Origin of the sequence: Inhella sp. (assembly GCF_027532025.1) — a bacterium.
Classification (GTDB): domain Bacteria; phylum Pseudomonadota; class Gammaproteobacteria; order Burkholderiales; family Burkholderiaceae_C; genus Inhella.
On record NZ_JAPZSY010000107.1, the window covers coordinates 48,147 to 72,344 of the forward strand.

At 68.4% G+C, this 24,198-nt stretch carries 22 protein-coding genes; 7 read left to right on the top strand and 15 right to left on the bottom strand.

The genetic code is table 11. The features are described from left to right. The first annotated feature begins 18 nt into the window (after nucleotides 1-18). On the top strand, nucleotides 19-1,926 hold the full coding sequence (locus O9335_RS13360) for a glucokinase (protein WP_298388912.1): 1,908 nt from the start codon (nucleotides 19-21) through the stop codon (nucleotides 1,924-1,926). Nucleotides 1,927-1,951: 25 nt separating this feature from the next. Here O9335_RS13360 and O9335_RS13365 read toward each other — a convergent pair whose 3' ends face one another. Together O9335_RS13365 and O9335_RS13370 are read right to left on the bottom strand one after the other, a co-directional pair. Next, nucleotides 1,952-2,866: a DUF2520 domain-containing protein gene (locus tag O9335_RS13365; RefSeq protein WP_298388914.1), complete on the bottom strand. Its 915-nt coding sequence runs from the start codon at nucleotides 2,864-2,866 to the stop codon at nucleotides 1,952-1,954. Beyond that, entirely contained in the window at nucleotides 2,866-4,044 is a 1,179-nt protein-coding gene (locus O9335_RS13370) for an acyl-CoA dehydrogenase (protein WP_298388916.1), read from the bottom strand. Before O9335_RS13370 ends, O9335_RS13365 begins: the two co-directional genes overlap by 1 nt. A 114-nt stretch (nucleotides 4,045-4,158) precedes the next feature. Between O9335_RS13370 and O9335_RS13375 the strand changes: the two genes are divergently transcribed. From O9335_RS13375 to O9335_RS13400, 6 genes are all read left to right on the top strand, one after another. After that, nucleotides 4,159-5,034: a LysR family transcriptional regulator gene (locus O9335_RS13375; RefSeq protein ID WP_298388981.1), complete on the top strand. Its 876-nt coding sequence runs from the start codon at nucleotides 4,159-4,161 to the stop codon at nucleotides 5,032-5,034. A 30-nt stretch (nucleotides 5,035-5,064) separates the two neighbouring features. Then, nucleotides 5,065-6,984, top strand: coding sequence for an acyl CoA:acetate/3-ketoacid CoA transferase (locus O9335_RS13380; RefSeq protein ID WP_298388917.1), 1,920 nt, complete (start codon nucleotides 5,065-5,067; stop codon nucleotides 6,982-6,984). 78 nt (nucleotides 6,985-7,062) lie between these two features. Next, the gene (gene kynB, locus O9335_RS13385; RefSeq protein ID WP_298388919.1) at nucleotides 7,063-7,695 is read left to right on the top strand and encodes an arylformamidase; all 633 of its coding nucleotides are present in this window, start codon (nucleotides 7,063-7,065) and stop codon (nucleotides 7,693-7,695) included. Next, a complete protein-coding gene (gene kynU / locus O9335_RS13390) occupies nucleotides 7,692-8,945 on the top strand; it encodes a kynureninase (RefSeq protein WP_298388921.1) in 1,254 nt (417 codons plus the stop codon). The genes kynB and kynU overlap by 4 nt, the downstream gene beginning before the upstream one ends. Beyond that, nucleotides 8,945-9,775, top strand: a complete 831-nt coding sequence (kynA, locus tag O9335_RS13395; protein WP_298388923.1) for a tryptophan 2,3-dioxygenase — start codon at nucleotides 8,945-8,947, stop codon at nucleotides 9,773-9,775. The genes kynU and kynA overlap by 1 nt, the downstream gene beginning before the upstream one ends. Before the next feature lie 68 nt (nucleotides 9,776-9,843). Beyond that, nucleotides 9,844-11,655 carry an aminopeptidase P family protein gene (locus O9335_RS13400; protein ID WP_298388926.1) on the top strand — a complete coding sequence of 604 codons (1,812 nt, stop codon included), beginning with the start codon at nucleotides 9,844-9,846 and terminating at the stop codon, nucleotides 11,653-11,655. A gap of 9 nt (nucleotides 11,656-11,664) precedes the next feature. Here O9335_RS13400 and O9335_RS13405 read toward each other — a convergent pair whose 3' ends face one another. The 13 genes from O9335_RS13405 to rlmN are packed head-to-tail and all read right to left on the bottom strand — an operon-like array spanning nucleotide 11,665 to nucleotide 24,186. Continuing rightward, a complete protein-coding gene (locus tag O9335_RS13405) occupies nucleotides 11,665-11,853 on the bottom strand; it encodes a DUF2065 domain-containing protein (protein WP_298388928.1) in 189 nt (62 codons plus the stop codon). Between the two features lie 5 nt (nucleotides 11,854-11,858). Next, nucleotides 11,859-12,749, bottom strand: a complete 891-nt coding sequence (hflC, locus tag O9335_RS13410; RefSeq protein ID WP_298388930.1) for a protease modulator HflC — start codon at nucleotides 12,747-12,749, stop codon at nucleotides 11,859-11,861. 23 nt (nucleotides 12,750-12,772) lie between these two features. Next, nucleotides 12,773-14,002, bottom strand: a complete 1,230-nt coding sequence (gene hflK / locus O9335_RS13415; protein ID WP_298388932.1) for an FtsH protease activity modulator HflK — start codon at nucleotides 14,000-14,002, stop codon at nucleotides 12,773-12,775. Between the two features lie 16 nt (nucleotides 14,003-14,018). Then, complete coding sequence (hflX, locus tag O9335_RS13420) at nucleotides 14,019-15,209, bottom strand: GTPase HflX (protein WP_298388934.1); 1,191 nt, start codon at nucleotides 15,207-15,209, stop codon at nucleotides 14,019-14,021. A 34-nt stretch (nucleotides 15,210-15,243) separates the two neighbouring features. Then, the gene (hfq, locus tag O9335_RS13425; RefSeq protein WP_298388936.1) at nucleotides 15,244-15,483 is read right to left on the bottom strand and encodes an RNA chaperone Hfq; all 240 of its coding nucleotides are present in this window, start codon (nucleotides 15,481-15,483) and stop codon (nucleotides 15,244-15,246) included. 60 nt (nucleotides 15,484-15,543) lie between these two features. After that, a complete protein-coding gene (gene der / locus O9335_RS13430; protein WP_298388938.1) occupies nucleotides 15,544-16,887 on the bottom strand; it encodes a ribosome biogenesis GTPase Der in 1,344 nt (447 codons plus the stop codon). A gap of 7 nt (nucleotides 16,888-16,894) precedes the next feature. Further along, nucleotides 16,895-18,034, bottom strand: a complete 1,140-nt coding sequence (bamB, locus tag O9335_RS13435) for an outer membrane protein assembly factor BamB (protein ID WP_298388941.1) — start codon at nucleotides 18,032-18,034, stop codon at nucleotides 16,895-16,897. Further along, nucleotides 18,031-18,699 carry a tetratricopeptide repeat protein gene (locus O9335_RS13440; protein WP_298388943.1) on the bottom strand — a complete coding sequence of 223 codons (669 nt, stop codon included), beginning with the start codon at nucleotides 18,697-18,699 and terminating at the stop codon, nucleotides 18,031-18,033. Before O9335_RS13440 ends, bamB begins: the two co-directional genes overlap by 4 nt. 41 nt (nucleotides 18,700-18,740) lie before the next feature. Then, nucleotides 18,741-20,000, bottom strand: a complete 1,260-nt coding sequence (gene hisS / locus O9335_RS13445; RefSeq protein ID WP_298388983.1) for a histidine--tRNA ligase — start codon at nucleotides 19,998-20,000, stop codon at nucleotides 18,741-18,743. 41 nt (nucleotides 20,001-20,041) lie between these two features. Then, nucleotides 20,042-21,310, bottom strand: a complete 1,269-nt coding sequence (gene ispG / locus O9335_RS13450) for a flavodoxin-dependent (E)-4-hydroxy-3-methylbut-2-enyl-diphosphate synthase (protein ID WP_298388945.1) — start codon at nucleotides 21,308-21,310, stop codon at nucleotides 20,042-20,044. After that, the gene (locus tag O9335_RS13455) at nucleotides 21,310-22,197 is read right to left on the bottom strand and encodes a RodZ domain-containing protein (protein WP_298388947.1); all 888 of its coding nucleotides are present in this window, start codon (nucleotides 22,195-22,197) and stop codon (nucleotides 21,310-21,312) included. The genes ispG and O9335_RS13455 overlap by 1 nt, the downstream gene beginning before the upstream one ends. A 10-nt stretch (nucleotides 22,198-22,207) precedes the next feature. Beyond that, nucleotides 22,208-23,011 (bottom strand): type IV pilus biogenesis/stability protein PilW, encoded by an 804-nt coding sequence (gene pilW, locus O9335_RS13460; protein WP_298388949.1) that lies wholly within the window; start codon nucleotides 23,009-23,011, stop codon nucleotides 22,208-22,210. A gap of 47 nt (nucleotides 23,012-23,058) precedes the next feature. After that, on the bottom strand, nucleotides 23,059-24,186 hold the full coding sequence (rlmN, locus tag O9335_RS13465; RefSeq protein WP_298388951.1) for a 23S rRNA (adenine(2503)-C(2))-methyltransferase RlmN: 1,128 nt from the start codon (nucleotides 24,184-24,186) through the stop codon (nucleotides 23,059-23,061). Between the last annotated feature and the right edge of the window lie 12 nt (nucleotides 24,187-24,198).

Here is a 24,198-nt window from a genome sequence, read left to right on the forward strand (position 1 = left end):
ACCGGGACGGGAGCCGTGATGACTTTTGAGCGCCCTCGCCTGCTGGCCGACATCGGCGGCACTTTTGCCCGGTTTGCCGTGGAACCCGAAGCCGGCGTGTTCCTGCACGCCAAGTCGCTGCGCTGCGCCGACCACCCGGATTTCCACGCGGCGGTCCGCTCCTACCTGGACGGACTGCCGGGTGCCGCCTCGGCAGGCGAGAGCGAGCGGGTTGCTCATGCGTGTGTCGCCATCGCCAACCCGGTAGAGGGCGACCAAGTCCGGATGACGAACTACCACTGGCAGTTCAGCATCGAAGAGATGCGCCACCGCCTCGGCCTGGACACCTTGGTGGTGGTCAACGACTTCACGGCCCTGGCCCAGGCCTTGCCCCGGCTCAAGGCCGACGAGCGCCAGCAGGTGGGTGGTGGGCAAGCCGCGCCCAACCATGTGATCGGTCTGCTGGGCTCGGGCTCGGGCTTGGGCGTTTCCGGCCTGATTCCGGCGGGCGATGGCTGGATTGCGCTGGGCACCGAAGGCGGCCATACCAGCTTCAGCCCCCGCGACGAACGCGAGATTGCCATCCTGCGCCACGCTTGGCGCGAGTACTCGCACGTCTCCTTCGAGCGTTTGTTGTCGGGGCCCGGGCTGTCGCTCATCCACCGCGCACTGGCCGAGCTGCACGGGGTGAGTGCACCCACTCGCCAAGCGCCTGAGATCACGCAAGCGGCCCTCGACGGAAGCGACGCGCTCTGCCAAGAGACGGTCGACGTGTTTTGCGCCCTGCTCGGCACTGCCGCAGGGAACTTGGCGGTGACGCTGGGGGCGCTGGGTGGGGTGTTCGTGGGCGGCGGCATCGTGCCGCGCCTGGGGCCCTTGTTCGAGCGCTCGTCCTTCCGCCGCCGCTTCGAAGAGCGCGGCCGCTTCAGCGACTACGTGGCCGCCATCCCCACTTACGTCATCACTGCCGAACAGGCCACCTTCAAGGGCGCCTCGGCCATCCTGGAAAGCCAGCTCCGCAAGCTGCAAACCAGCCCGGGCGCCGCCATCCTGGAGCAGATCCGTCGCGCCAAGCCGCAACTCACCCCAGCCGAGCAGCGCGTGGCCGAACAAGTGCTGGCGCGTCCGCGCGCGGTGCTGTCGGACCCCATCGCCGACATCTCCAAGGCCGCCGGCGTGAGCCAACCCACCGTCATCCGCTTCTGCCGCAGCTTGGGATGCGAGGGCCTGAGCGACTTCAAGCTGCGCCTGGCCTCGGGCCTGACGGGCACCGTGCCGGTCACCCACACCAAGGTCAACGAAGACGACAGCATGGTGGAGCTGGGTGCCAAGGTGTTGGGCAACACGGCCAGCGCCATCTTGCAGGTGCGCAGCCAACTCAACCGAGACACCATCGACCGCGCCACCGACATCCTGATGCAAGCCCGGCGCATCGAGTGCTTTGCCGCCGGCCATTACGGCGTGGTGGCGCAAGACGCTCAGTTCAAGTTCCTGCGCTTCGGTGTGCCCTCCAGCGCTTACACCGAGCCTCGCTTGGCGCACCTGGCCAGTCAGGTGCTGGGCCCGGGCGACGTGGCCCTGATCGTGTCCAGTGGCGGCAAGTTGCCCGAGTTGCTGGACGTGGCCGAACAGGCCCGGGCACGCGGCGCCAAGGTGGTGGCCATCACCGCCAGCCAAAGCCCGCTGGTGCGCAAGGCGGACGTGGCGCTGCTGGTCGATCACCTGGAAGACGTGGCCACCCACCTGCCCATGGTGGGGCGCATCCTGCACCTGCTGGTGATTGACATCCTGGCGGTGGGCCTGGCCATGCGGCGCGGCACCGTGGAACGCGAAGTGATCGAAGCGCTGGACGAACGCGCAACCCCGGCAGCCCGCGCAGCCCGCGGTGCGGCGCCGGGGGTCAGCATGGCGTCGCCCATGGCGGCGCTCACGTCGCACAGCCGCTGACCCAGAACCCGACCGACCGACTCGCTCAAGCTGAGCGGGGGCGAGCGGCGCGACTTGCTGCCTTGAGGCGCGGCTTGCGCCGCCACCCGCGCAGCCGGGCCAAGGCGGCGGCGTCCAAGCGACCGGTTTGGGCAGCCAGCGGCAGCAAAGCCTCCACCAACGCCGCGTACAGCGCCGCGTCGTTGGGCTGCGACCGAGCGGCCAAAGCTTGGGCGTGGGCTTGCAGCACCGGCACGTCGCCCCGGGCCACCGGGCCGGACAAGGCGCCCGCCAAGCCCCGCTCGCTCGCGGCCTTCAGGGCCCCGTGCGCCAGGGGCATCAGGGCCCGCAAGGCCTCGTCGGGCGACAGCCCCAAGGCCTCAGCGCACAGGTGGCTGGCCAATGCCAAGGGCGCCAACAGCCCGCTGGCCGCCGCATTGGCGCCGGCGTGGTAGGCCGCGCGTTGGGCACCGTCCAGCGTCAGGGGCTGGGCGCCCAGCCTGCGGGCCAGGGCGGCCAGGGCACCGGCTACCTCGCCTTCGCCTTCGATGCCAATGCAAATGCCCGCCAAGGCCGAGCGCGCAGCCGCCGCGGTGGGTTCGGGGTCGGCCAGCAGTTGCAGCGGATGAAAGCCCGCCACCTGCGCCCCGGCCGCGCGGGCTGCGTCCAGGACGCTCAGCGGGCTGGCACCGCTGAGGTGGATGGCAACGTGCCTGGGCGCCCAGGGCAGCGCGGCGCACACGGGGGCGATGGCCTCGTCGCGCACCGCCAGCAGCACCCAATCGGCCCGCGCCAGCACCTCGACCGGGGTGCAGGGGGCCACACCCCAACGCCGCGCCAAGGCTGCCGTGCGCTCGACGTCGCGGCCGCCGAGGGCCACCAAAGGCTCGCCCAAGGCCACCAGCGCCTGCCCCAGGTGCGCCGCCGCCCGTCCAGCGCCGATCAGGCCGATCTTGTGCATCAAAACGCCGGGATGCCGGTTTGGGCTCGGCCCAGGATCAGGGCGTGGATGTCGTGCGTGCCCTCGTAGGTGTTCACCACTTCCAGGTTGACGAGGTGCCGCGCCACCCCAAACTCGTCGCTGATGCCGTTGCCGCCAAGCATGTCGCGCGCCAGCCGGGCCACGTCCAGCGCCTTGCCGCAGCTGTTGCGCTTCATGATCGACGTGATCTCCACCGCCGCGGTGCCCTCGTCCTTCATGCGGCCCAGCCGCAGGCAGCCTTGCAGGGCCAGGGTGATTTCGGTTTGCATGTCGGCGAGTTTCTTCTGGATGAGTTGGTTGGCCGCCAGGGGCCGGCCGAACTGGTGGCGGTCCAGCACGTACTGGCGAGCGGTGTGCCAACAAGCCTCGGCGGCGCCCATCACCCCCCAGGCAATGCCGTAGCGGGCGCTGTTCAGGCAGGCGAAGGGCCCCTTGAGCCCCCGCACTTCGGGGAAGGCGTTTTCCTCGGGGCAGAACACCCGGTCCATCACGATCTCGCCGGTGATGCTCGCGCGCAGGCCGACCTTGCCGTGGATGGCCGGGGCCGACAGGCCCTGCCAGCCCTTTTCCAGCACGAAGCCGCGGATTTGGCCGCCGTCGTCCTTGGCCCAAACCACGAACACGTCGGCGATCGGGGAGTTGGTGATCCACATCTTCGAGCCGGTCAGCTCGTAGCCCCCCGGCACCGCTCGGGCGCGGGTCACCATGGAGCCGGGGTCGGAGCCGTGGTTGGGCTCGGTCAACCCAAAGCAGCCGATCCATTCGCCGGCCGCCAGCTTGGGCAGGTACTTCTGTTTGGTGGCTTCGCGACCGAACTCAAAGATCGGCACCATCACCAGCGACGACTGCACGCTCATCATCGAGCGGTAGCCCGAGTCGACGCGCTCGACCTCGCGGGCGATCAGGCCGTAGCTCACGTAGTTCAGCCCCGCACCACCGTAAGCGGTCGGGATCACCGGCCCCAGCAGCCCCAGTTCGCCCATCTCTCGAAAGATGCCCGGGTCGGTGCGCTCGTGGCGGAAGGCCTCCAGCACGCGGGGCGCCAAGCGGCCCTGGCAGTAGGCAGCGGCGGCCTCGCGAACCATGCGCTCGTCGTCGCTGAGTTGGGCGTTCAGCAGCAGCGGATCGTCCCATTGGAAGTTGGCGCGGTCGGTCACGGCGGAGTCTCCGGGTGCAGGGGTGGCCCGAGTATTGCGAGGCAGTCGATTCGTGTCCAATTCATCCATCCACTTCGACGATTCGCCGTGCCTATCGAAACCCTTCCCCGGTCGCTGGAGTTCCGGCACCTGCGCTGTTTCGCCGCCCTGGCCGAGGAGCTGCACTTCGGCCGCGCGGCCCAGCGGCTGGCCATGTCGCAACCGCCCCTGTCCGTGGCCATCCAGCAACTGGAAGCCAGCGTGGGCGCCCGCCTGTTCGAGCGCGACAGCAAAGGCGTGCGCCTCACGCCCGCCGGTCTGGCCTTCCGCACCAGCGCCAAAGCCCTGCTGGAGGGCGCCGAGCAAGCCTGCGTGCGCGCCCGCGAGGTGCAAGCCGGCGAGGTGGGGCGCTTGCGCCTGGGCTTCGTGGGCTCGGCCCTGCAACACGGGCTGGCCACTTGGCTGCAGGCGTTTCAGGCCCAGTCCCCGCGCGTGCAGGTGGTGGTGGTGGAGCTGAATTCGCAAGACCAGATCGACGCCTTGCTGCGCGAGGAGTTGGACCTGGGCCTGCTGCACACCGACCGCCTGCCGCCCGCCTTGGCCTGCCAAGCGCTGTACGCCGAACCCTTTCTCGCCTGTTTGCCAGCCGGCCATCCCGAGGCCCGGCGGCGCCGGGTGCCGCTCAGCGCCTTGGCCGAGCAGCCCTTCATCCTGTTTTCACGCAAAGGCTCGCCGGACTACCACGCCCGCATCGTCGACATCTGCCGCCAGCACGGCTTTTACCCACGGCTGCAGCACGAGGGGCGGCATTGGTTGTCCGTGGTGTCGTTGGTGGCGCAGGGCTTGGGGGTCTCCATCGTGCCCGCCGCCTTCGAGCGCGCGGGCATCCAGGGGGCGGTGTTCCGGCCGCTGGTCGAAAAACCCGACCCCTCGGCCGTGTTCGCGGCCTGGCGCCGCGACGGCCATGCCGTCTTGCGCGACGCTTTTCTGGCTGCGCGCCCCCTCGTTTGATCCGATCCGTCCTCACCAGGAGCCCACCCCATGTCCACCCCCCGCGAATTGCTCGACGGATTGCGCGCCTACGAAGGCGGCAAGCTCGTCTCGGCCGACGAGGCCCTGGCCCTGGTGCAAGACGGCGACACGGTCGCCAGCAGTGGCTTTGTGGGCATCGGCTTCGCCGAGTCCTTGGCGCTGGCGCTGGAGCGCCGCTTTCTGGCCGCCGGACACCCGCGCGACCTCACCCTGGTCTACGCCGCCGGCCAGGGCGACGGGGGCGAGCGCGGGCTCAACCACCTGGGCCACGAAGGGCTGGTGAGCCGCGTCATCGGGGGCCACTGGGGCCTGGTGCCCCGGTTGCAGCGCCTGGCCGTCGAGGGTCGGATCGAAGCCTGGAACCTGCCCCAGGGCGTCATCGCCCACCTGTACCGCGACATTGCGGCCCACCGGCCGGGGCACCTCACGCGGGTCGGTTTGGGCACCTTCGTGGACCCGCGCCATGGCGGCGGCAAACTCAACGAGCGCACCCAGGCCGACTTGGTGCAACTGCTGGAAATCAACGGCGAAGAAGCCCTGCTGTACCAGGCCTTCCCGATCCAAGTGGCGCTGATCCGTGCCACCACGGCCGACCTGGACGGCAACCTCACGATGGAGCGCGAGGCGCTCACGCTGGAAACCCGGGCCCTGGCCATGGCCGTGCACAACAGCGGCGGCATCGTCATCGCCCAGGTGGAGCAGGTGGCCGAGCGCGGCAGCCTGAACCCGCGCGAGGTGGTGGTGCCCGGCGTGCTGGTGGACTGCGTGGTGCGCGCGGAATGCGCCGAGCAGCACCCACAAGCCTTCGCCACGCCCTACTCGGCCGCCTTCGCCGGTCGCCTGCGCGTGCCCCTGACGCAACTCCCGCCCATGGCGGCCGGGCCGCGCAAGGTCATCGCCCGCCGGGCGGCGCTGGCGCTGCGCGCGGGCGAGTTGGTGAACTTGGGCATTGGCATGCCCGAAGGCGTGGCCGCCGTGGCGGCCGAAGAGCGGGTGATCGACCTCATCACCCTGAGCACCGAACCCGGCGTGATCGGGGGCATCCCGGCGGGCGGACTCAACTTTGGCGCGGCGGTGAACACGCAGGCCGTGATCGACCAACCCGATCAGTTCGACCTGTACGACGGCGGCGGCCTCGACCTGGCGGTGCTGGGCATGGCGCAGTGCGATGCCCAGGGCAACATCAACGTCAGCCGCTTCGGCAGTCGCCTGGCCGGCGCCGGGGGCTTCATCAACATCTCTCAATCGGCCAAGCGCCTGGTGTTCACCGGGCTGTTCGGTGGCGAAGGTTTGCGCAAGTTCGTGCGCCAGGTGGAGCACCGCACCTTCAGCGGCCCGCACGCGGTGGCCCGTGGGCAGCCGGTGCTCGTCGTGACCGAGCGCTGCGTGCTGCGCCTGGTGCCCGAGGGGCTGGAGTTGGTGGAGCTGGCGCCCGGCCTGGACCTGGAACGCGATGTGCTGGCGCACATGGCGTTCCAACCGCGGGTGAGCGCAACGTGGCAAACGATGGACCCCGCCCTCTTCGCCCCCGAGCCCATGGGCCTGCGCGAGCGGCTGCTGCATCGCCCCCTGGCGCAACGCATCGTGTTCGACGCCCAACACGGCGTGCTCTTCCTCGACTTCTCCCACCTGCGCTTGAACACGCCCACCGACCTTGCGACCCTGCAAGCCGCCGTCGAGGACAAGCTGGCGGGCCTGGGCCAGCCGGTCGATGGCATCGTCAACTACGAGCAGTTCGACCTCGCCCCCGAACTGGCCGACGCCTACACCGCCTGGGTGGCGCGGGTGACGGCGCGGCACTACCGACGCATCACACGCTACGGCCAGTCGGCGTTCTTGCGGGCGCAACTGGTGCCGCGCTTGGCGCTGCAAGGCCTGGCGGGCACGCTGGCCAACGATGCCGCAGCCGCCGTGCAGAGCCTGAAATGACGCACCGCGCCGCAGAACGCCGGACTGTCTGAAACAACCGACACCACGCCCCCGCAACCCTCGCTATGGTGCGCGCCCATGCCCTCTCCTCGCCTGTGGGACCTGTCTCCCCCCGTCTGTGCCGAATCGCCCGTCTTCCCGGGTGACCAGCCTTTCGCCCTGCAATGGACGGCCCGCCTGGGCGCCGATTGCCCGGTCAACCTCAGCGCCGTGACGACCAGTCCGCATGTGGGCGCACACGCCGACGCCCCGCTGCACTACGCCGACGGCGCGCCCGCCATCGACGCGGTGGACCTGGCGCCTTACCTCGGGCCGTGTCGGGTCATCCACGCCATCGACGTCGGCCCGCTCGTGCGGCCCGAGCACCTCGCCCACGCGGCCCAGAACCTGCCACCCCGCGTGCTGGTGCGCACGGCACGCCGGGCCGACCGGCATTGGCGCGACGACTTCAGCGCCTACGCCCCCGAAACCCTGGCTTGGCTCGCGGGCCTGGGCGTGCGCTTGGTGGGCATCGACACGGCCAGCGTCGACCCCGCGAGCAGCAAATCGCTGGACGCCCACCAGCAACTGCGCCAGCATGACCTGCGCGTGCAGGAAAACCTCGTGCTCGACGACGTGCCCGAGGGCGACTACGAACTCATCGCCCTGCCCCTGAAATGGGTGGGCGCCTGCGCCAGCCCCGTGCGCGCCATCCTTCGGAGCCTGCCATGAACCGACACGACGCCGAACAACTCGACGCCCAAGACCCGCTCGCCCCACTGCGCCAGCACTTTCACCTGCCGGAAGGCTTGGTTTACCTGGACGGCAACTCCCTCGGCGCCCTGCCCAAGGCCACGCCAGATCGGGTGCGGCGCACCATCAAGCAAGAGTGGGGGCAAGACCTCATCGGCAGTTGGAACACCGCCGGCTGGATCGACATGCCGCGCCGCCTGGGCGACCGCATCGCCCCCTGGATTGGCGCCCGCGCCGGCGAAGTCTTGGTGGCCGACTCCACCTCCGTCAACCTCTACAAGGTGCTGCACGCCGCCCTGCAACTGCAGCAGGGCCAGCGCAAGCGGGTGGTCAGCGAGCGCAGCAACTTCCCCACTGACAACTACATCGCCCAGAGCGTGGCCCGCGCCCACGGCAGCGAACTGGTGCTGGTGGACACCCCCGAGGACATCCCCTCCCTGCTCGACGAGCGCTGCGCGGTGCTCATGCTCACCCACGTCAACTACCGCAGCGGCCGCATGCACGACATGGGCCTGCTCACCCGCTGGGCTCAGCAGGCTGGTGCCCTGGCCGTCTGGGACCTGGCCCACAGCGCTGGGGCCGTGCCGGTCGACCTGCTGGGCAGCGCCGCCGACTTCGCCGTCGGCTGCGGCTACAAGTACCTCAACGGCGGCCCCGGTGCCCCCGCCTTTGTGTGGGCGCACCCGCGGCACCAGGGCCAGGTCTGGCAGCCGCTCACCGGCTGGCTGGGGCACGCCGCCCCGTTCGCCTTCACACCGGACTACCAGCCGGCACCCGGCATCCAGCAGTACCAGTGCGGAACTCCCCCCATCCTGGCCCTGGCCGCCCTGGAAAGCGCGTTGGACGTCTTTGACATCGCCCGCCAACTGGGGGGCATGAGCGCCATCCGGGCCAAGTCGGTGGCGCTGACCGAGGCCTTCATCGCCGCCGTGGACGCCGCCCTGCCCCAGGTGCGGGTGGAGTCGCCTCGCGCCAGCGCCCAACGCGGCAGCCAAGTCGCGCTGTCCTTGCCGGCCGAGGTCGACACCTACGCCGTGATGCAAGCCCTCATCAGCCGCGGCGTGGTGGGCGACTTCCGCGATGGCGAGCCACCGCTGCTGCGCTTCGGCTTCACACCGCTGTACACGCGCCACACCGACGTCGTTGACGCCGTGGCGGCCCTGCAAGACGTGCTCACCAGCGGCGACTGGCAAGCGCCCGGCTTCCAGCGCAAGGGCAAGGTGACGTGATGAGCGACACCCTGCAACACCACGGCGCCCAGCTGGATTTCAGCCGGGACATGAGCTACGGCGACTACCTGGGCCTGGACGCCATCCTCGGCGCGCAAAAGCCGCTGTCCCCCGCACACGACGAAATGCTGTTCATCGTGCAGCACCAAACCAGCGAGCTGTGGATGAAGCTGGCCCTGCACGAACTGATGGCAGCGCGCGCGCGCGTCGCCACCGACCGCCTCCCCGAAGCCTTCAAGATGCTGGCCCGCGTCAGCAAAATCTTCGAGCAGCTGGTGCACGCCTGGGACGTGCTGGCCACCATGACGCCACCCGAGTACACCGCCTTGCGCCCCTACCTGGCCAAGAGCAGCGGCTTCCAAAGCCACCAGTACCGGCAAATCGAATTCCTGCTCGGCAACAAGAACGCCGCCATGCTGCAGCCCCATGCGCACCACCCCGAGCGCCTGGCGGCCGTGCAAGCGGCCTTCGACACCCCCAGCCTGTACGACGAAGCGCTGCGCCTGGCCGGCCGGCGTGGCTTTGCCCTGCCCGACGAGGTGCTGGCCCGCGATTGGACCCAGCCCTACAGCGCCCACCCCGCCGTGCTCGCGCTGTGGCAGCAGGTCTACCGCGAGCCCCAAGCCCACTGGGACCTCTACCAAATGGCCGAAGAGCTGGTCGACCTCGAAGACGCGTTTCGCCTTTGGCGCTTTCGTCACGTCACGACCGTCGAGCGTGTCATCGGCTTCAAGCGCGGCACCGGGGGCACCGCCGGCGTCAGCTACCTGCGCAAGATGCTCGACGTGGTGCTGTTCCCCGAGCTGTGGTCGGTGCGCACCGAACTCTGACTTTTTGGCGGCCCGCCAGGGCGCCGGACAATGACCACCTCTCCGATCACCCCCAAGGGCTGACGACCATGGACACCCGCACCCACCCCGCCCGCGCCCGCGTGGCCGCCCTGCAAGCCGAACTCCGCCGCCTGGACCTTCACGGCTTCCTCGTGCCCTCGGCCGACCCCCACCTGAGCGAGTACCTGCCCGAACGCTGGCAAGCGCGCCAATGGCTCAGCGGCTTCAGCGGCTCGGCCGGCTTCCTCGCCCTCACCCAAGACGCCTGCGCCGTCTTCGCCGACACGCGCTACTGGGAACAAGCCGAACACGAGTTGGCGGGCAGCGGCATCGAGTTGGTCAAGGTCATGAAAGCCGGGCTCGACGAGCCCTTGGCCTGGTTGCTGGCTCGGGTGAAAACGGGCCAAGCCCTGGGCGCCGACGCCCAGGTTCTGGGCCTGGCCCAGGCCCAGCAGATGCACAGCGCCGCCCAGGCCGCCAGCGTGCGCGTAGTCACGGCCCACGACCCCATCGACGCCGCTTGGCCCGACCGCCCCGCGCTGCCGGCCCGTCCCGTTGTGGCCCACGCAGCCCCCCATGCCACCCAGAGCCGCGCCGCCAAACTCGCCAGCCTGCGTCAGGCCCTGGCCGCCAAAAGTGCCACGCACCATCTCGTCAGCACCTTGGACGACATCGCCTGGCTGCTCAACCTGCGCGGCCGGGACGTGCCCTACAACCCGGTGTTCGTCGCCCACCTGCTCGTCGCGCCCCAGCAGGCCACGCTCTTCGTCAGCGAGGGGCAAATCGACGCGCCATTGGCGCAAGATCTGGCGGCCGACGGCGTGCACCTGGCCCCCTACACCCGCGTCCATGCCGACCTGGCCACGCTGCACGCCGACGCCACCGTCTGGCTCGACCCCAAGCGCGTCACGCTCGGGCTGCGCCAGGCCTTGCCCCACGGCGTTCGCCTGGTGGAGGCCATCAACCCCAGCACCCTGGCCAAGAGCCGCAAATCCGACGCCGACGCTGCCCATGTGCGCGAGGCCATGGCCCAAGATGGCGCGGCGATGTGCGCGTTCTACGCCGCCTTCGAAGCGGCACGCGCCCGCGGCGAACGCCTGACCGAGTTGACGGTCGACGAGATGCTCAGCGCCGAGCGCGCCAAGCGCCCGGGCTTTGTCAGCCTGTCCTTCAGCACCATCGCCGGCTGGCGCGCCAACGGCGCCCTGCCCCACTACCGCGCCACCGACGACAGCCATGCCGTCATCGAAGGCGATGGCCTGCTCCTCATCGACAGCGGCGCCCAGTACCTGGGCGGCACCACCGACATCACCCGCGTCTGGGCACTGGGCGACGTCGGTGCCCAGGAAAAGGCCGACTACACCCGCGTGCTCAAGGGCACGCTGGCGCTGTCACGCACGGTGTTCCCACGGGGCACCTTGAGCCCCATGCTCGACGCCATCGCCCGCGCGCCCCTGTGGGCGGCCGGACTGGACTACGGCCACGGCACTGGGCACGGGGTGGGCTACTACATGAACGTGCACGAGGGCCCTCAGAGCATCTCCAAGGCCATCCCGGAGCCCAACATGGCCATGGAGCCCGGCATGATCACCAGCATCGAACCGGGCGTGTACCGCCCGGGCCGCTGGGGCGTGCGCATCGAGAACCTCGTGCTCAACGTGCCCCTGAGCACCCCCGAAGGCGGCGCCTTTGGCGACATGCTGGCCTTCGAGACGCTGACCTTGTGCCCCATCGACACCCGAGCGATCGAACGCAGCCTGCTGGATGCCGCCGAAATCGACTGGCTCAACCGCTACCACGCCACCGTGCGCGAGCGCCTGCTGCCCTTGGTGGACGGCGCAGCGCGCGACTGGCTGCTGACCCGCACCGAGCCCTTCTGAACCAGGGCCTCAGGCGGTGGAGAACAGCAGGATCACCCCGCCCAAGGCCACGCAGCACAGGCCCACGAAGCGCAACTGCCCATCGTTCAGGCGCAGCAGGCGCGCGAACAGGTCGCGCCAGCCCCGAGGATTGACGAGGGGCATCAGCCCCTCGCACACCAGCACCAAGCCCAAGGCCGGCCACAGCCAATCGGGCACGGTGTCTACTGCTTGGGCGCTGCGCCCGCCGGACCGCCGGTGCGCAGGGTCTTGAAGAACTCGCTGCTCGGGTCCATGACCATCACGTCGTTCTTGGTGCGGAAGGTCTCGCGGTAAGCCTGCAGTTGTCGGTAAAACTGGGCGAACTGCGGATCGCGTCCGAAGGCATCGGCGTACAGGGCCGACGCCTTCGCATCGCCCTCGCCCTTGATGCGCTGGGCCTGGGCATAGGCCTCCGCCACCAGGATTTCACGCTGGCGATCGGCATCGGCGCGGATCTTCTCGGCTTCGGCGGCGCCGGTGGATCGCAATTCGCTGGCCACGCGCTGACGCTCCGACACCATGCGGCGGTACACCGAGTCGGTGATCTCGCGCGAGAAATCCACGCGCTTGACGCGAACGTCCACGATTTCCACCCCGAACTGCTTGGCGTCTTCCGTCAAGCGGCGCAACACGCCACGCATCACGGCATCGCGTTCGGCCGACAACACGCCCTGCACCGTGCGCTTGGTCACTTCCTCGTTCAGCGCCGCCTGCACGATGGGCGCCAAGCGGGTTTCCAGGTTCGCCATCGTCGTGCCGCTGTTGCGGATGAAGGCGCGGGCGTCGGTGATGCGCCACTTCACCAACCAGTCCACCACCACGCTCTTTTTCTCGGCGGTGAAGATGGCTCGCGGCTCGCGGCTTTCCAAGGTTTGGATGCGACGGTCCATGAACACCACGTTCTGGAACGGCGGCGGCATCTTGAACTTCAGACCGGGCTCGGTGATGACGCTCTTGATCTCGCCCAGGGCATAGACCACGGCGAATTGACGCTGGTCCACGATGAACAGGGTGGAACTGGCGACGAACAAGCCCAGGGCCAGCGCCAGCAAGAAGGGGATGATGCGGTTCATGTCAGGGTCCTTGGCGGCGCGGGTCAGCGGCTGTCACGGTCGCGGGAGCGCGCGGCATCGCGCGAGCGCATGTCCACCGGCGGCGCGGTCGTCGGTGCCGGCGCCTCTGGCGCTGGGGCCGCCGCGGCGGGCGCGGGCGTCGGGGCGCCGGCAGCCTGCATCAGCTTGTCCAGGGGCAGGTACAGCAGGTTGGAGCCGGCCTTGGCGTCCACCATCACCTTGCTGACGTTGGCATACACCTGCTGCATGGTTTCGGTGTAGAGCCGGTCGCGCGTCACGGCGGGCGCCTTCTGGTACTCGGCCAACACCGAGCGGAAGCGCTGCGTGTCACCCTGGGCCACCGACACCACCCGGGCTTTGTGGCCCTCCGCCTCTTCGAGCAAGCGCGCGGCCGTGCCCTTGGCGGCCGGGATCACCTGATTGGCGTAGGCCTCGCCCTCGTTCTTGGCCCGCTCGCGGTCGGCCCCGGCCCGCACGGCGTCGTCGAACGCCGCCTGCACCTGCTCGGGCGCCATCACGCTGCTCACGTTCACGTTGACCACCTGCACGCCGGCCTTCAGCGTATCGAGTTGGGTTTGGATCGACTTGACCAAGTCGTTGGCCAGGGCATCGCGCTGCTCGTAGAGCACCGAATCCATGGTCGAGCGCCCCACGATCTCCCGCACGGCCGTCTCCGCCGCTTGGTCCACCGCGAAATCGGCACGGTTGTTCTCGAACAGGTAGTCGCGCGAATCCTTCAGGCGGTACTGCACGGAGAAGCGGATGTCGACGATGTTCTCGTCCCGCGTCAGCATGGCGGAATCCCGCAGACCGGTCGATGAATCGACCTGTGTCGCGCCAATCTCGCGCGTTTGCACCTGGCTGAATTGAACCGCTTCGTGCGCTTGGAAGGGGTACGGCAGCCGCCACTGGATGCCCGCTTCCACGGTCTTGCTGTAGCGGCCGAAGGAGGTGATCACCGCCTGCGAGCCTTCCTGCACGATGAAAAAGCCACTGCCCAACCAGCCCAAGCCCACCACCGCAACGGCCAACCCGAGGCCGGCGCCCGCCGCTTTCATGCCGTCTGGCGAGCCGCCGCCCCCCGCGCCCGGGCGCAATCCGTTCGGCCCTTGGGGACCTCCCGGCATCAGGTTGCCCAGCTTGCGCTTGAAGTCGCGCCACAGTTCGTCGAGGTCAGGCGGGCCATCCTGCTGGGCTTTGAGACCCGGCAGGCGGGCCAGCAGGCGAGCGGCGGTGGAATGCAAGTCGCGCATGGGGGATGGTGGGAAGTCAGAGAGTGGGTTCGGGCACGGGCCACGCAGTAGATGCGGGCGCCGCGTCAGGGATCAAGGGCTCGTCGAGCGATGCGCGGACGAGCAATTGGCGCAGATCGGCCAAACCTTCGCCCGAGTGTGCGCTTAGGAAGACGCGTGCCACGCGCGTGCCGTCGGGACGCTCCACCCAATCCAGACGCGAACGCGGCTGCTGGCCCTCGGGCAAGGCATCGATCTTGTTGAACACGACCACCTGCGGCGTGCCAGCAACCCCGATTTCATCCAGCACGCGCTCCACTTCAGCCCACTGTTCGTGCAGCTTGGGGGAGGTGGCGTCGATCACGTGAAGCAGCAACTGGGCATCCGCCGCCTCTTGCAGGGTCGCCTTGAAGGCCTCGACCAACTTGTGCGGCAAATCTCGGATGAAGCCCACGGTGTCGCTCAGCGCCACCTGGGGCACGCCGTCGCCCAGGTAGAGCGAACGGGTGGTGGTGTCCAGCGTCGCGAACAGCTGGTCGGCGGCGTAAGCGCCGGCCTTGGTCAGGGCATTGAAGAGGGTGGACTTGCCGGCGTTGGTGTACCCCACCAGCGACACCCGCAAGCTGTCCCCGCGGGCACGGGCGCGGCGCTGGGTTTGCCGCTGGCGCTCCACCTTGCCCAGGCGCAGCTTGAGTTGCTTGATGCGCTGGTCGATCATGCGCCGGTCCAGCTCCATCTGCCGCTCGCCCGGTCCTCCTCGCGCCCCAATGCCACCGCGCTGGCGCTCCAAGTGGCTCCAGCGGCGCACCAAGCGCGTGGCCAGGTATTGCAACTGGGCCAACTCAACCTGCAACTTGCCCTCGTGGCTGCGGGCGCGCTGCGCAAAGATCTCCAAGATCAAGGCCGTGCGGTCGGCCACCGACACGCCCAGCACCTGCTCCAGGTTGCGCTGCTGCACGGGCGACAGGGCTTGATCGAACAAAACGCCTTCGGCACCATGCCCGGCCACCAGGGCCTTGATTTCCTCGGCCTTGCCGCTGCCCACGAACAGGGCCGCATCGGGCGCCTTGCGCCGGGCGATCACGCGGGCCACGGCGTCGTCACCCGCCGTGGAAGCCAACAAGGCCAGTTCGTCCAGGGTGTCGTCGAAGTCCGGATCGCGGCCGAAATCCACGCCCACGAGCACCACCCGGGCGCGCTCGGGCGCGAGATCGTGAGTCGCCGTCACGTGGTCATCCCGGCGGCCGAGCCGCGTTGGAGGCTCAAGCCGACGACGTTTCGGACGGGTTGAAGCTCACAGCCCGACTCGGCACCACCGTGGAAATGGCGTGCTTGTAGACCATTTGCGTCACCGTGTTGCGCAGCAACACGACGTACTGGTCGAACGACTCGATCTGCCCCTGCAACTTGATGCCGTTGACCAGGTAGATGGAGACGGGCACGTGCTCTTTGCGCAGCAGGTTGAGGAAGGGGTCCTGCAGCAGTTGGCCTTTGTTGCTCACGATATGTTCCGTGTTCGTTGGAGTAGAAGCATCTGACCTTAACACAGCGAGGGAAAGCCCTCAGCGTTCACGATCATCGAAAGGGTTGTCGGCCGAACGCATCTCGATGCGCAGCGGCGTGCCAGTCAGACCAAAGTGCGCCCGGATGCGCGCCTCGAGGTAGCGCTTGTAGCTGTCGTCGATGTGATCCAGTGAGTTGCCGTGGATCACCACGATGGGCGGGTTCATGCCCCCTTGGTGCGCGTAGCGCATCTTGGGGCGGAACGAACCGGAGCGCTTGGGCGCTTGGTGCTGCGCGGCATCGTGGATCAAGCGCGTCAGCACCGGCGTGCTGAGCTTCTTGAAAGCCGAGCCATAGGCCTCACCCAGCGCCTTCCACAGCGGGCCCAAACCCTGGCGCTTGAGCGCCGAGATGTGCACGATGGGGGCGAACTTCAAGAACGACAAACGGGCCTCGATCGAGCGCTCCAGCATCTGGCGCTGGTAGCTGTCGATGGCGTCCCATTTGTTGATGGCCACCACCACGGCGCGCCCGCTCTCCAGGATATAGCCCGCGATGTGGGCGTCTTGGTCGCTCACGCCCTGGGTGGCATCCAGCAGCAAGAGCACCACATTGGCGTCCGCAATGGCCTGCAAGGTCTTGACCACCGAGAACTTCTCGATCGCCTCGAACACCTTGCCCTTGCGGCGCAAGCCCGCGGTGTCGATGAGCTCGAACCGCTGCCCTTGGCGCTCGAACGGCACGCGAATGGCGTCGCGCGTGGTGCCGGGCATGTCGAAGGCCACCAGGCGCTCTTCGCCGAGCCAAGCATTGATGAGCGTGCTCTTGCCCACATTGGGCCGCCCGGCCACCGCCAAACGGATGGGCCGCTCCTCCTCGGGGGTCTCGTCCTCGGCCTCGTCCTCGTCGTCGAAAAAGTCGGCCAGGGCCAATTCGAGCAGGCTGCGAACGCCCTGCCCGTGCGCCGCCGACACCGGGATCGGCTCGCCGATGCCCAGTTCGTGGAACTCCGCCAACATCGGCGAATCGCGCATGCCTTCGGCCTTGTTCACCGCCAGCAGCACCTTCTTGCCGGCGGTGCGCAGGTAGCGCGCGATGTCATGGTCTTGGGCCGACAGGCCGCCACGGACGTCCACCACGAAGATGACCGCGTCGGCCTCAGCCACGGCCTGCCGGGTCTGCTTCGCCATTTCTTTGACGATGCCCGTTTCGGCCGTCGGCTCGAAGCCGCCCGTGTCGATGACGATGTACTCGCGCTTGCCCAGGCGGCCGTCACCGTAGTGCCGATCCCGGGTCAGCCCCGCGAAATCGGCCACGATGGCATCGCGGCTCTTGGTGAAGCGATTGAACAGCGTGGACTTGCCGACATTGGGCCGGCCCACCAGGGCGATGACCGGCTTCATCATGGGATCAGTCCGATCGCAGCGCGTGCACGCCGCCGTCCTTGCCCACCACCACGACGGTGCCATCGGCCAGCGCGACCGGCGCGGTCACGATCGGGCTGCTGCCGGCCTGCAGGCGTGCCTGGGCCTTGCCCGTCGCCGTGTCCAGCCAATGCATGTAGCCCTGGAAGTCACCGACCCACACGCCCTTGCCGACCACCAGCGGGGCGGTCAGTTGACGTCGCTCGAACTCGTCCGAAGTCCACAGGGATTCGCCATTGGTCGTGCGCCACGCAGTCAGGCGGCTCAAGGCATCACTGCCCACGACCAACTCGGGGCTCGCGCCCACGCCCACCGAGCCCGCGTTCTGGCGATTCCAAACCAAGCTGCCGCGCGCGGCGCTCAGGCAGCCCACGGCCGATTGGAAGGCGCGTCCACAAATCAAGTCGCCCACGCGGACCAGCGGACCCACCACGTCGGCCAAGCGCTCGACCTCGTTGGTGCCACGAGGGTTGGCAAGGTTGGCCTCCCAACGCATGGTGCCGCGCAAGGGGTCCACGCCCGCCAGCCGCGGGCCCTGACCCACGACCAGGGTGTCCTTGTAGGGGATCAAGCCGCCTGGGTGCGCCAGCAGCAAGGCGTCGCCCGGTCGGGCCAGCTCCCAGAGCTTGCGGCCGTCCTGAGCATCGAAGGCATGAACGCTGCGGTCCACGGCTTGCACGAACACGCGTTCGCCAGCCACCAGGGGCGACGTCATCACGGGCGACTTCATCGCCTTGCGCCACAGCACCTGACCGGCTTCGATGACCACCAACTCCTGGTTGCGCGTGACCACGGCGGCAAATCGGCCGTCGCTGCCCACGCCAGCCGCGAGCTTGTCGCCCACCTGGGCGCGCCACAACTCGCCGCCGTCCTGCGCCCGCAGGGCCACCACGGTGCCGCTGGAGTCGGCCACAGTGAACCGATCGCCGCTGGCCGCCACCGCCAAGGGGAACTCGACGCTGCCGACACGCGACGACCACAGCAGGCGGGCGGTGCCGGCGCTGGTCAGGGCTTGAAGTTCTTTGGGTTTGGGGGTGTCGCCGCCGAACAGCGAGCAGCCAGAGACCCACACCGCCAGGGGCAGGACCAAGCACGCGGCGCCCCAGCGCGAGACACGCCGCGTCACGGCTTCACCTCCACGGCCACCAGCTTGGCGGGGTTCACCCCCAGGGCCATGAGCTTGGCCTCGACCAAACGACGGTAGTTCTGTTGGTCGGTCATGCCGGTGTAGGCCTTCTCGTAATGCGCTCGGGCTTCGTCCGGCTTGCTCTGCAACTGGGCCGCATCGCCGCGGCGATCGGCCACCAGGGCGGCATAGGCTGGGTCTTTGATGGCGGCAAGAGCGGCTTCGGCCTCGGCATAGCGCTCGGCTTCCAGGTGCAAACCCGACAAACGCAGCAGCGCCAATTCCTTGAGCAAAGCCGGCCGCCCCTGGGCCCCCACCCACGTCAGCACTTGCGTGGCCTCATCGCGTTGCGCTTGGGCCATCTGGGCCTGTGCCAGCACCAAGCCGGCCTGCGTGGTGTAGGTGGTGCGGGGGTGCTCCGTCTGCATTTGCGCCCACAGCCCAGCCGCCCCCTTCAAGTCCTTGGACTGAACGGCAGCCTCCACGGCGTCGTACGCGCGGCCGGCGGCCACGTTCTCGCGGCGCTGCCATTCCTGCCAGCCGTTCCAGCCGGCGAAGGCCAACAAGGCCAGGGTGAGCACGCCGCTGATCAGGTTGCCCCACTTGGCCCAAAAGGCCTTGAGGTTGTCCAGTTGTTGTTGTTCTTCGAGGTCCAAAGTGGCCATGCGGCACTCGCTGTCGGTGAGGGGAAAGAAAAGCCGGCGGATTATGCGTTGCAGGTGCGCAGCGCTGGTGCCCAGTCGGCCACCCGGTCCAAGGCCCGCGGAGCCTGCGGCACGTCGGCCTCGCGCAGGTCTTTGAGGGTAAGTTCGCCTCGTGCCAGTTCGTCGCCGCCGAACACCAAGGCCCAGCGTGCGCCACTCTGGTTGGCCCGCTTGAATTGCGACTTCATGCTGCCACCACCGGCGTGCGCCTGCACGGCCACGCCGGCGGCGCGCAGGGCCTCCAACACGGGTGCGACCTGCGGCCAAGCGCTGGCGTCAGGCACCACAGCGTAGGCATCGGGCGCCACGGCCGGTGCGAACTTGCCCAAGGCTTCCAACAACAGCAAGAGCCGCTCCATGCCCAGGCCGAAACCCACGGCCGGCGCCGACTTGCCGCCCAACTGCGCGATCAAACCGTCGTAGCGGCCACCGCCACACACGGTGGCCTGGCTGCCCAGGTGGGGGGTGACCCACTCGAACACGGTGCGGTTGTAGTAATCCAGGCCGCGCACCAAGCGGGGATTGATGGTGTAGGCCAGGCCTGCCGCGTCCAACACGGCGCGCACAGCATTCAGGTGCGCCAGGGATTCGGGGCCAAGGAAGTCCAGCAACTGGGGCGCCGCCTCCACCATGGCCTGCATGGCAGGGTTCTTGGTGTCGAGCACCCGCAGCGGGTTGGTGTGCAGGCGCCGCTGGGCATCGGCATCCAGCAACTCGCGGTGCCGCTCCAAATGCTCGATCAACGCCGCGCGGTGCGCCGCTCGTTCATCGGGCTCGCCCAGGCTGTTCAACTCCAGGCGGATGTCCTCGCCTTCCACAAGACCCAAGCGGCGCCACAGGGCGCGCGTCAGCAAGATGAGCTCGGCATCCACATCGGGGCCTGCGAAACCCAGCGCCTCGACGTCCAACTGATGAAACTGCCGGTAGCGGCCTTTCTGCGGGCGCTCGTGGCGAAAGACCGGGCCGATGGACCACACGCGCAGGGGCCCGTCGTACAGCGCGTTGTGCTCGATGGTGGCGCGCACGATGCCGGCGGTGATTTCCGGGCGCAGCGCCAACTCGTCGCCGTTGAGCTTGTCGGTGAAGGTGTACATCTCCTTCTCGACGATGTCGGTCACCTCGCCGATGCCGCGCACGAACAGGGCCGTGGGCTCGACGATGGGCGTGCGCAAATTGCGGTAGCCGTACAGGCGCAGCAGTTGGCGCATCTCGCCCTCCAGCCACTCCCAGCGGCCCGATTCGGGGGCGAAGGTGTCGTTCATGCCCTTGACCCCGGTCAGGGGAGCGGGCTTCTTCGAGTCGCTCATGCGGTAGATGGAGCGCTGCCGAAGCGCTTTTCGATGTAGTTCTCGACCAGGGCCTGGAATTCGCGGGCAATGCCCTCGCCGCGCAAGGTCAGGGCCTTCTCGCCGTCGATGAAGACCGGCGCGGCCGGCGCCTCTCCGGTGCCGGGCAGGCTGATGCCGATGTCGGCGTGTTTGCTTTCGCCAGGGCCATTGACGATGCAACCCATGACGGCCACCTTCATCGCCTCGACCCCAGGGTACTTGGCGCGCCACACCGGCATCTGGGCACGCAAGAAATCGTCGATCTGCTTGGCCAGTTCCTGGAAGGTGGTGCTGGTGGTGCGGCCGCAACCCGGGCAGGCGGTGACACTCGGGTTGAAGGTGCGGAAGCCCAAGGACTGCAGGATTTCCGAGGCCACCACCACCTCTTGGGTGCGTGCCTCGCCCGGCTGGGGCGTGAGGCTGACGCGTATGGTGTCGCCGATGCCTTCTTGCAGCAAGATGGCCAGGGCCGTGGCCGACGCAACGGTGCCCTTGGTGCTCATGCCGGCTTCGGTCAGGCCCAAGTGCAGCGGGTGGTTCGTGCGGCGGTTGAGTTCCCGGTACACGGCGATCAGGTCCTGCACACCGCTGACCTTGCAACTGATGATCACCTGCTCGGGCGCCATGCCCAACTCCACGGCATAAGCAGCCGACTGCAGCGCCGAATCGATCAGGGCTTGGTACATCACGCTTTGGGTGCCCCAGGGCTGCGCCCGGCGCCCGTTCTCGTCCATCAAGCCGGCCAACAGTTCCTGGTCGAGGCTGCCCCAGTTCACGCCGATGCGAACCGGCACATCGTGCCGCATGGCGGCCTCGATCATTTGGGCGAATTGCTTGTCTTTCTTGTCGCCCTTGCCCACGTTGCCGGGGTTGATGCGGTACTTGCTCAGGGCCGCCGCCATGGCCGGAAACTCGTTGAGCAGGCGGTGTCCGTTGTAGTGGAAGTCTCCGACCAGCGGCACATCGATGCCCATGCGGTCGAGTTGCTCGCGGATGTGAGGCACGGCGGCGGCGGCCTCGGGGGTGTTGACGGTGATGCGCACCAGCTCGGAGCCGGCCACGGCCAATTCCTTGACCTGGATGGCGGTCTCGATCACGTCGACCGTGTCGGTGTTGGTCATCGACTGGATGCGGACCGGCGCATCACCGCCGATGGTGACCAAGCGCTCGCCCCAGCGAACGCGGGCCTGCAAGCTGCGTCGCGCGGGAACGGACGTGGGAAGAATGGGGGTCGGTTCGCTCATCAACGCAACTCCAGGCGCGCCACGCGCTGTTGCGCGTTGGCAGAAACATCCACGGCTTGGCCGCGCCAGACCAATTCGGTGTCGGGCGCATTGCCCAAGGTGACGCGCAGCGGTGCAGCGGCCATCAGCTCGACGGCTTCGCCCGCCTGCAAAAGGCGGGACAAGACCGACTGGCCTCGTCCGTCCACCACCGACACCCAGGCTGCCTGGCGCGCCCGCACGCGCAATGGGACTTCGCTGGCCGGGGCTGCTTCACCAGAAGGCTGCGCGGGCGATTGAGCCCCAGCCGGCGCGGCGGGATCGGCGGCCTCGCTCGCCGTAGGCATGGCAGACGCTGACACCGAAACCGGCTCGACCACAGCCGGCAGACCCAGGGGCGACGCCGACGCCGGGACGTCCGCAGACGGGGTCGGTTCAGGCACGGCTGCCACGGGAGCGCTCGACGCGGAGGGCTCGTCGGGCTGCGTGGACTCGGTCGGCTTGTCGGAGGGCGGGAGCCACCAACTCAGCCCCAGGCCCAAGACCAGCACGGCCACCGCAGCCCAAGCCCAAGGGGAGCGCCACAAGGGGGCGGACGCACTGCGCGGGTCGTGAAACGGTTGATTCAAGCCCGAGTTGACGTGCTCCAGCGACGAAGCGCTCACCCCTGGCAGCGCACGCAACACGGGCGCCTCGTCCAATTGGAGGCTGCGACAAACGGTTTTGGCCAGAGCCCTGACGTAGGGACCATCGGGCAGGTCGGCCCAACGCCCTTCTTCCAGTGCCGCCAAGCGGGATGGGGGCACCTTGAGCTGCGCGGCCAGGGTGTCGAGCGACAAGCCACGGGCTTCGCGCGCCGCTTTCAATGGCGAGGCGGTCACCGGACTGGCTTCGAGAGACTCGTCCATCGTCGCAACCTCAGGCGCCACCGTCCTCGAACCGACGCGCGCCGTAAGCCAAGGCCTCGCGCGACTGCGGGAACTCACGAACCAGGCGCTCGCCCCATTCGGTGGCACCCGCTGCGTTGCCGCGACGGTGCTCGATGCGCGCCGCCAGCCAGAGCGACTGGGCGTTGGCGGTTTCCGCCTGGGCGTTGACGCGCGCGACATAAAACTGAGCGCGGTCGAGCTGCCCCAAGCGCAACAAAACCTCCGCGAGATTGAACGCGATGGCCGGGTTGCCGGGATCGAGTTCGAAGCCCCGCTGCAAGCTGCGCTCAGCGTCGGCCCACTGCGAGCCCATGGCCTCGCAAACCCCTTTGGCCAGCCAAGTGCGCGCAGGCGCCCGGTTCTGCGGTTGAGCCAGCCCCTCGTTGAACGCGGCCTGAGCCGCCGTCATCCGACCCCGTTGACAAAAAAACCACCCTTGGTTGTGCAGGGTGTCGGGGTCTCGGGGGTACAGCGACAACGCCCGGCGAAAACCCTCGTCAGCGGCATCGGTCTCTCCCATAGCGGCCAGCACCAAGGCACGCAGGTTCAGCCCCTCGCGAGAATCGGGACGGAGGGAGAGCGCTTGCTTGACCTCATCCAAGGCCACGGCGTGTTGCCCCCGCGCCAAGTAGCCCGCCGCCAACTCCAGTCGCATGGCCGCGCGCCGGTCCAGCTCCGAGCTGTCCACCTCGGTCTTCGGCACGCTCGGGTTCACGCCACCGGTTTGCACGCAAGCCACCAACATTGGCGCCAACAGAACGGGCAACAACACCAAACGCCAGCGTGGATTCATGGGGCTCTCCTCGGTCTTCCAGGGTTCGAACGGGGGCGCAGTGTCGGTCAGGAACCAGCCCGCTGAGGCCGATGCAAGACGATGGGCGCACGGGTCATGCGCTGACTGGCGTTCGTGCGGTCCTGCACCTCGCCCGCCAACTGTCCACAAGCCGCGTCGATGTCGTCGCCTCGCGTCTTGCGCACCGTGGTCACGATGCCGGCCTGGATCAATACCTCGGCAAACGCCTGCACCCGCTCGCGCGGGCTGCACGTCAATCCGCTGGCCGGGAAGGGGTTGAATGGGATGAGGTTGATCTTGCAAGGCACCTTGCCTTTGAGCAATCGCACGAGTTCGCGCGCCTGCTCCACGCTGTCGTTCACTCCGTCGAGCATGCAGTATTCGAAGGTGATGAAGTCGCGAGGCGCGGCGGCCAAATAGGCACGACAAGCGTCAAGCAACTCGGCAATCGGGTACTTGCGGTTGAGCGGCACCAAAGGATCGCGCAACAGGTCGCTCGGCGCGTGAAGGGACACCGCCAAGGCCACGGGGCAATCCTGCTGCAGGCGCTCGATCATGGGCACCACACCGCTGGTCGACACGGTCACGCGCCGGCGCGACAAGCCGTAAGCGTGGTCATCCAAAAAGGTCTTCAGGGCGGGCACCAGGGCGCTGTAGTTCTGCAAGGGCTCGCCCATGCCCATCATCACGATGTTGGAAATGACCCGCTCGTCACGCTGGCGCTCGCGCCGCAATTGATGCTCGGCGAACCACAACTGCGCCACGATCTCGGCCGTGCTCAGGTTGCGGCTGAAGCCTTGGTGGCCGGTCGAGCAAAAGCGGCAGCCGACAGCGCATCCGGCTTGCGAGCTGATGCACAGCGTGGCCCGGTCGTCCTCGGGGATGAAGACGGCCTCCACGGCATCGCCCGCGCCCACATCGAACAACCATTTGATGGTGCCGTCGGCCGAGCGCTGCTCGGTCAAGACGCGAAGGGCTTCGACCTTGGCGCAGCCCGCAAGCTTGTCCCGCAAGGACTTGGCCAGGTCGGTCATCAGGCCGAAGTCGGCCACGCCACGCTGGTGGATCCAGCGGTACAACTGGATGGCGCGAAATCGCTTCTCGCCCAGTTGCTGGCAAAACGCCACCAGACCGTCGAGGTCGAACCCGAGCAGGTTGGTGGCGTTGTCGGTCACGTCAAACGCAGG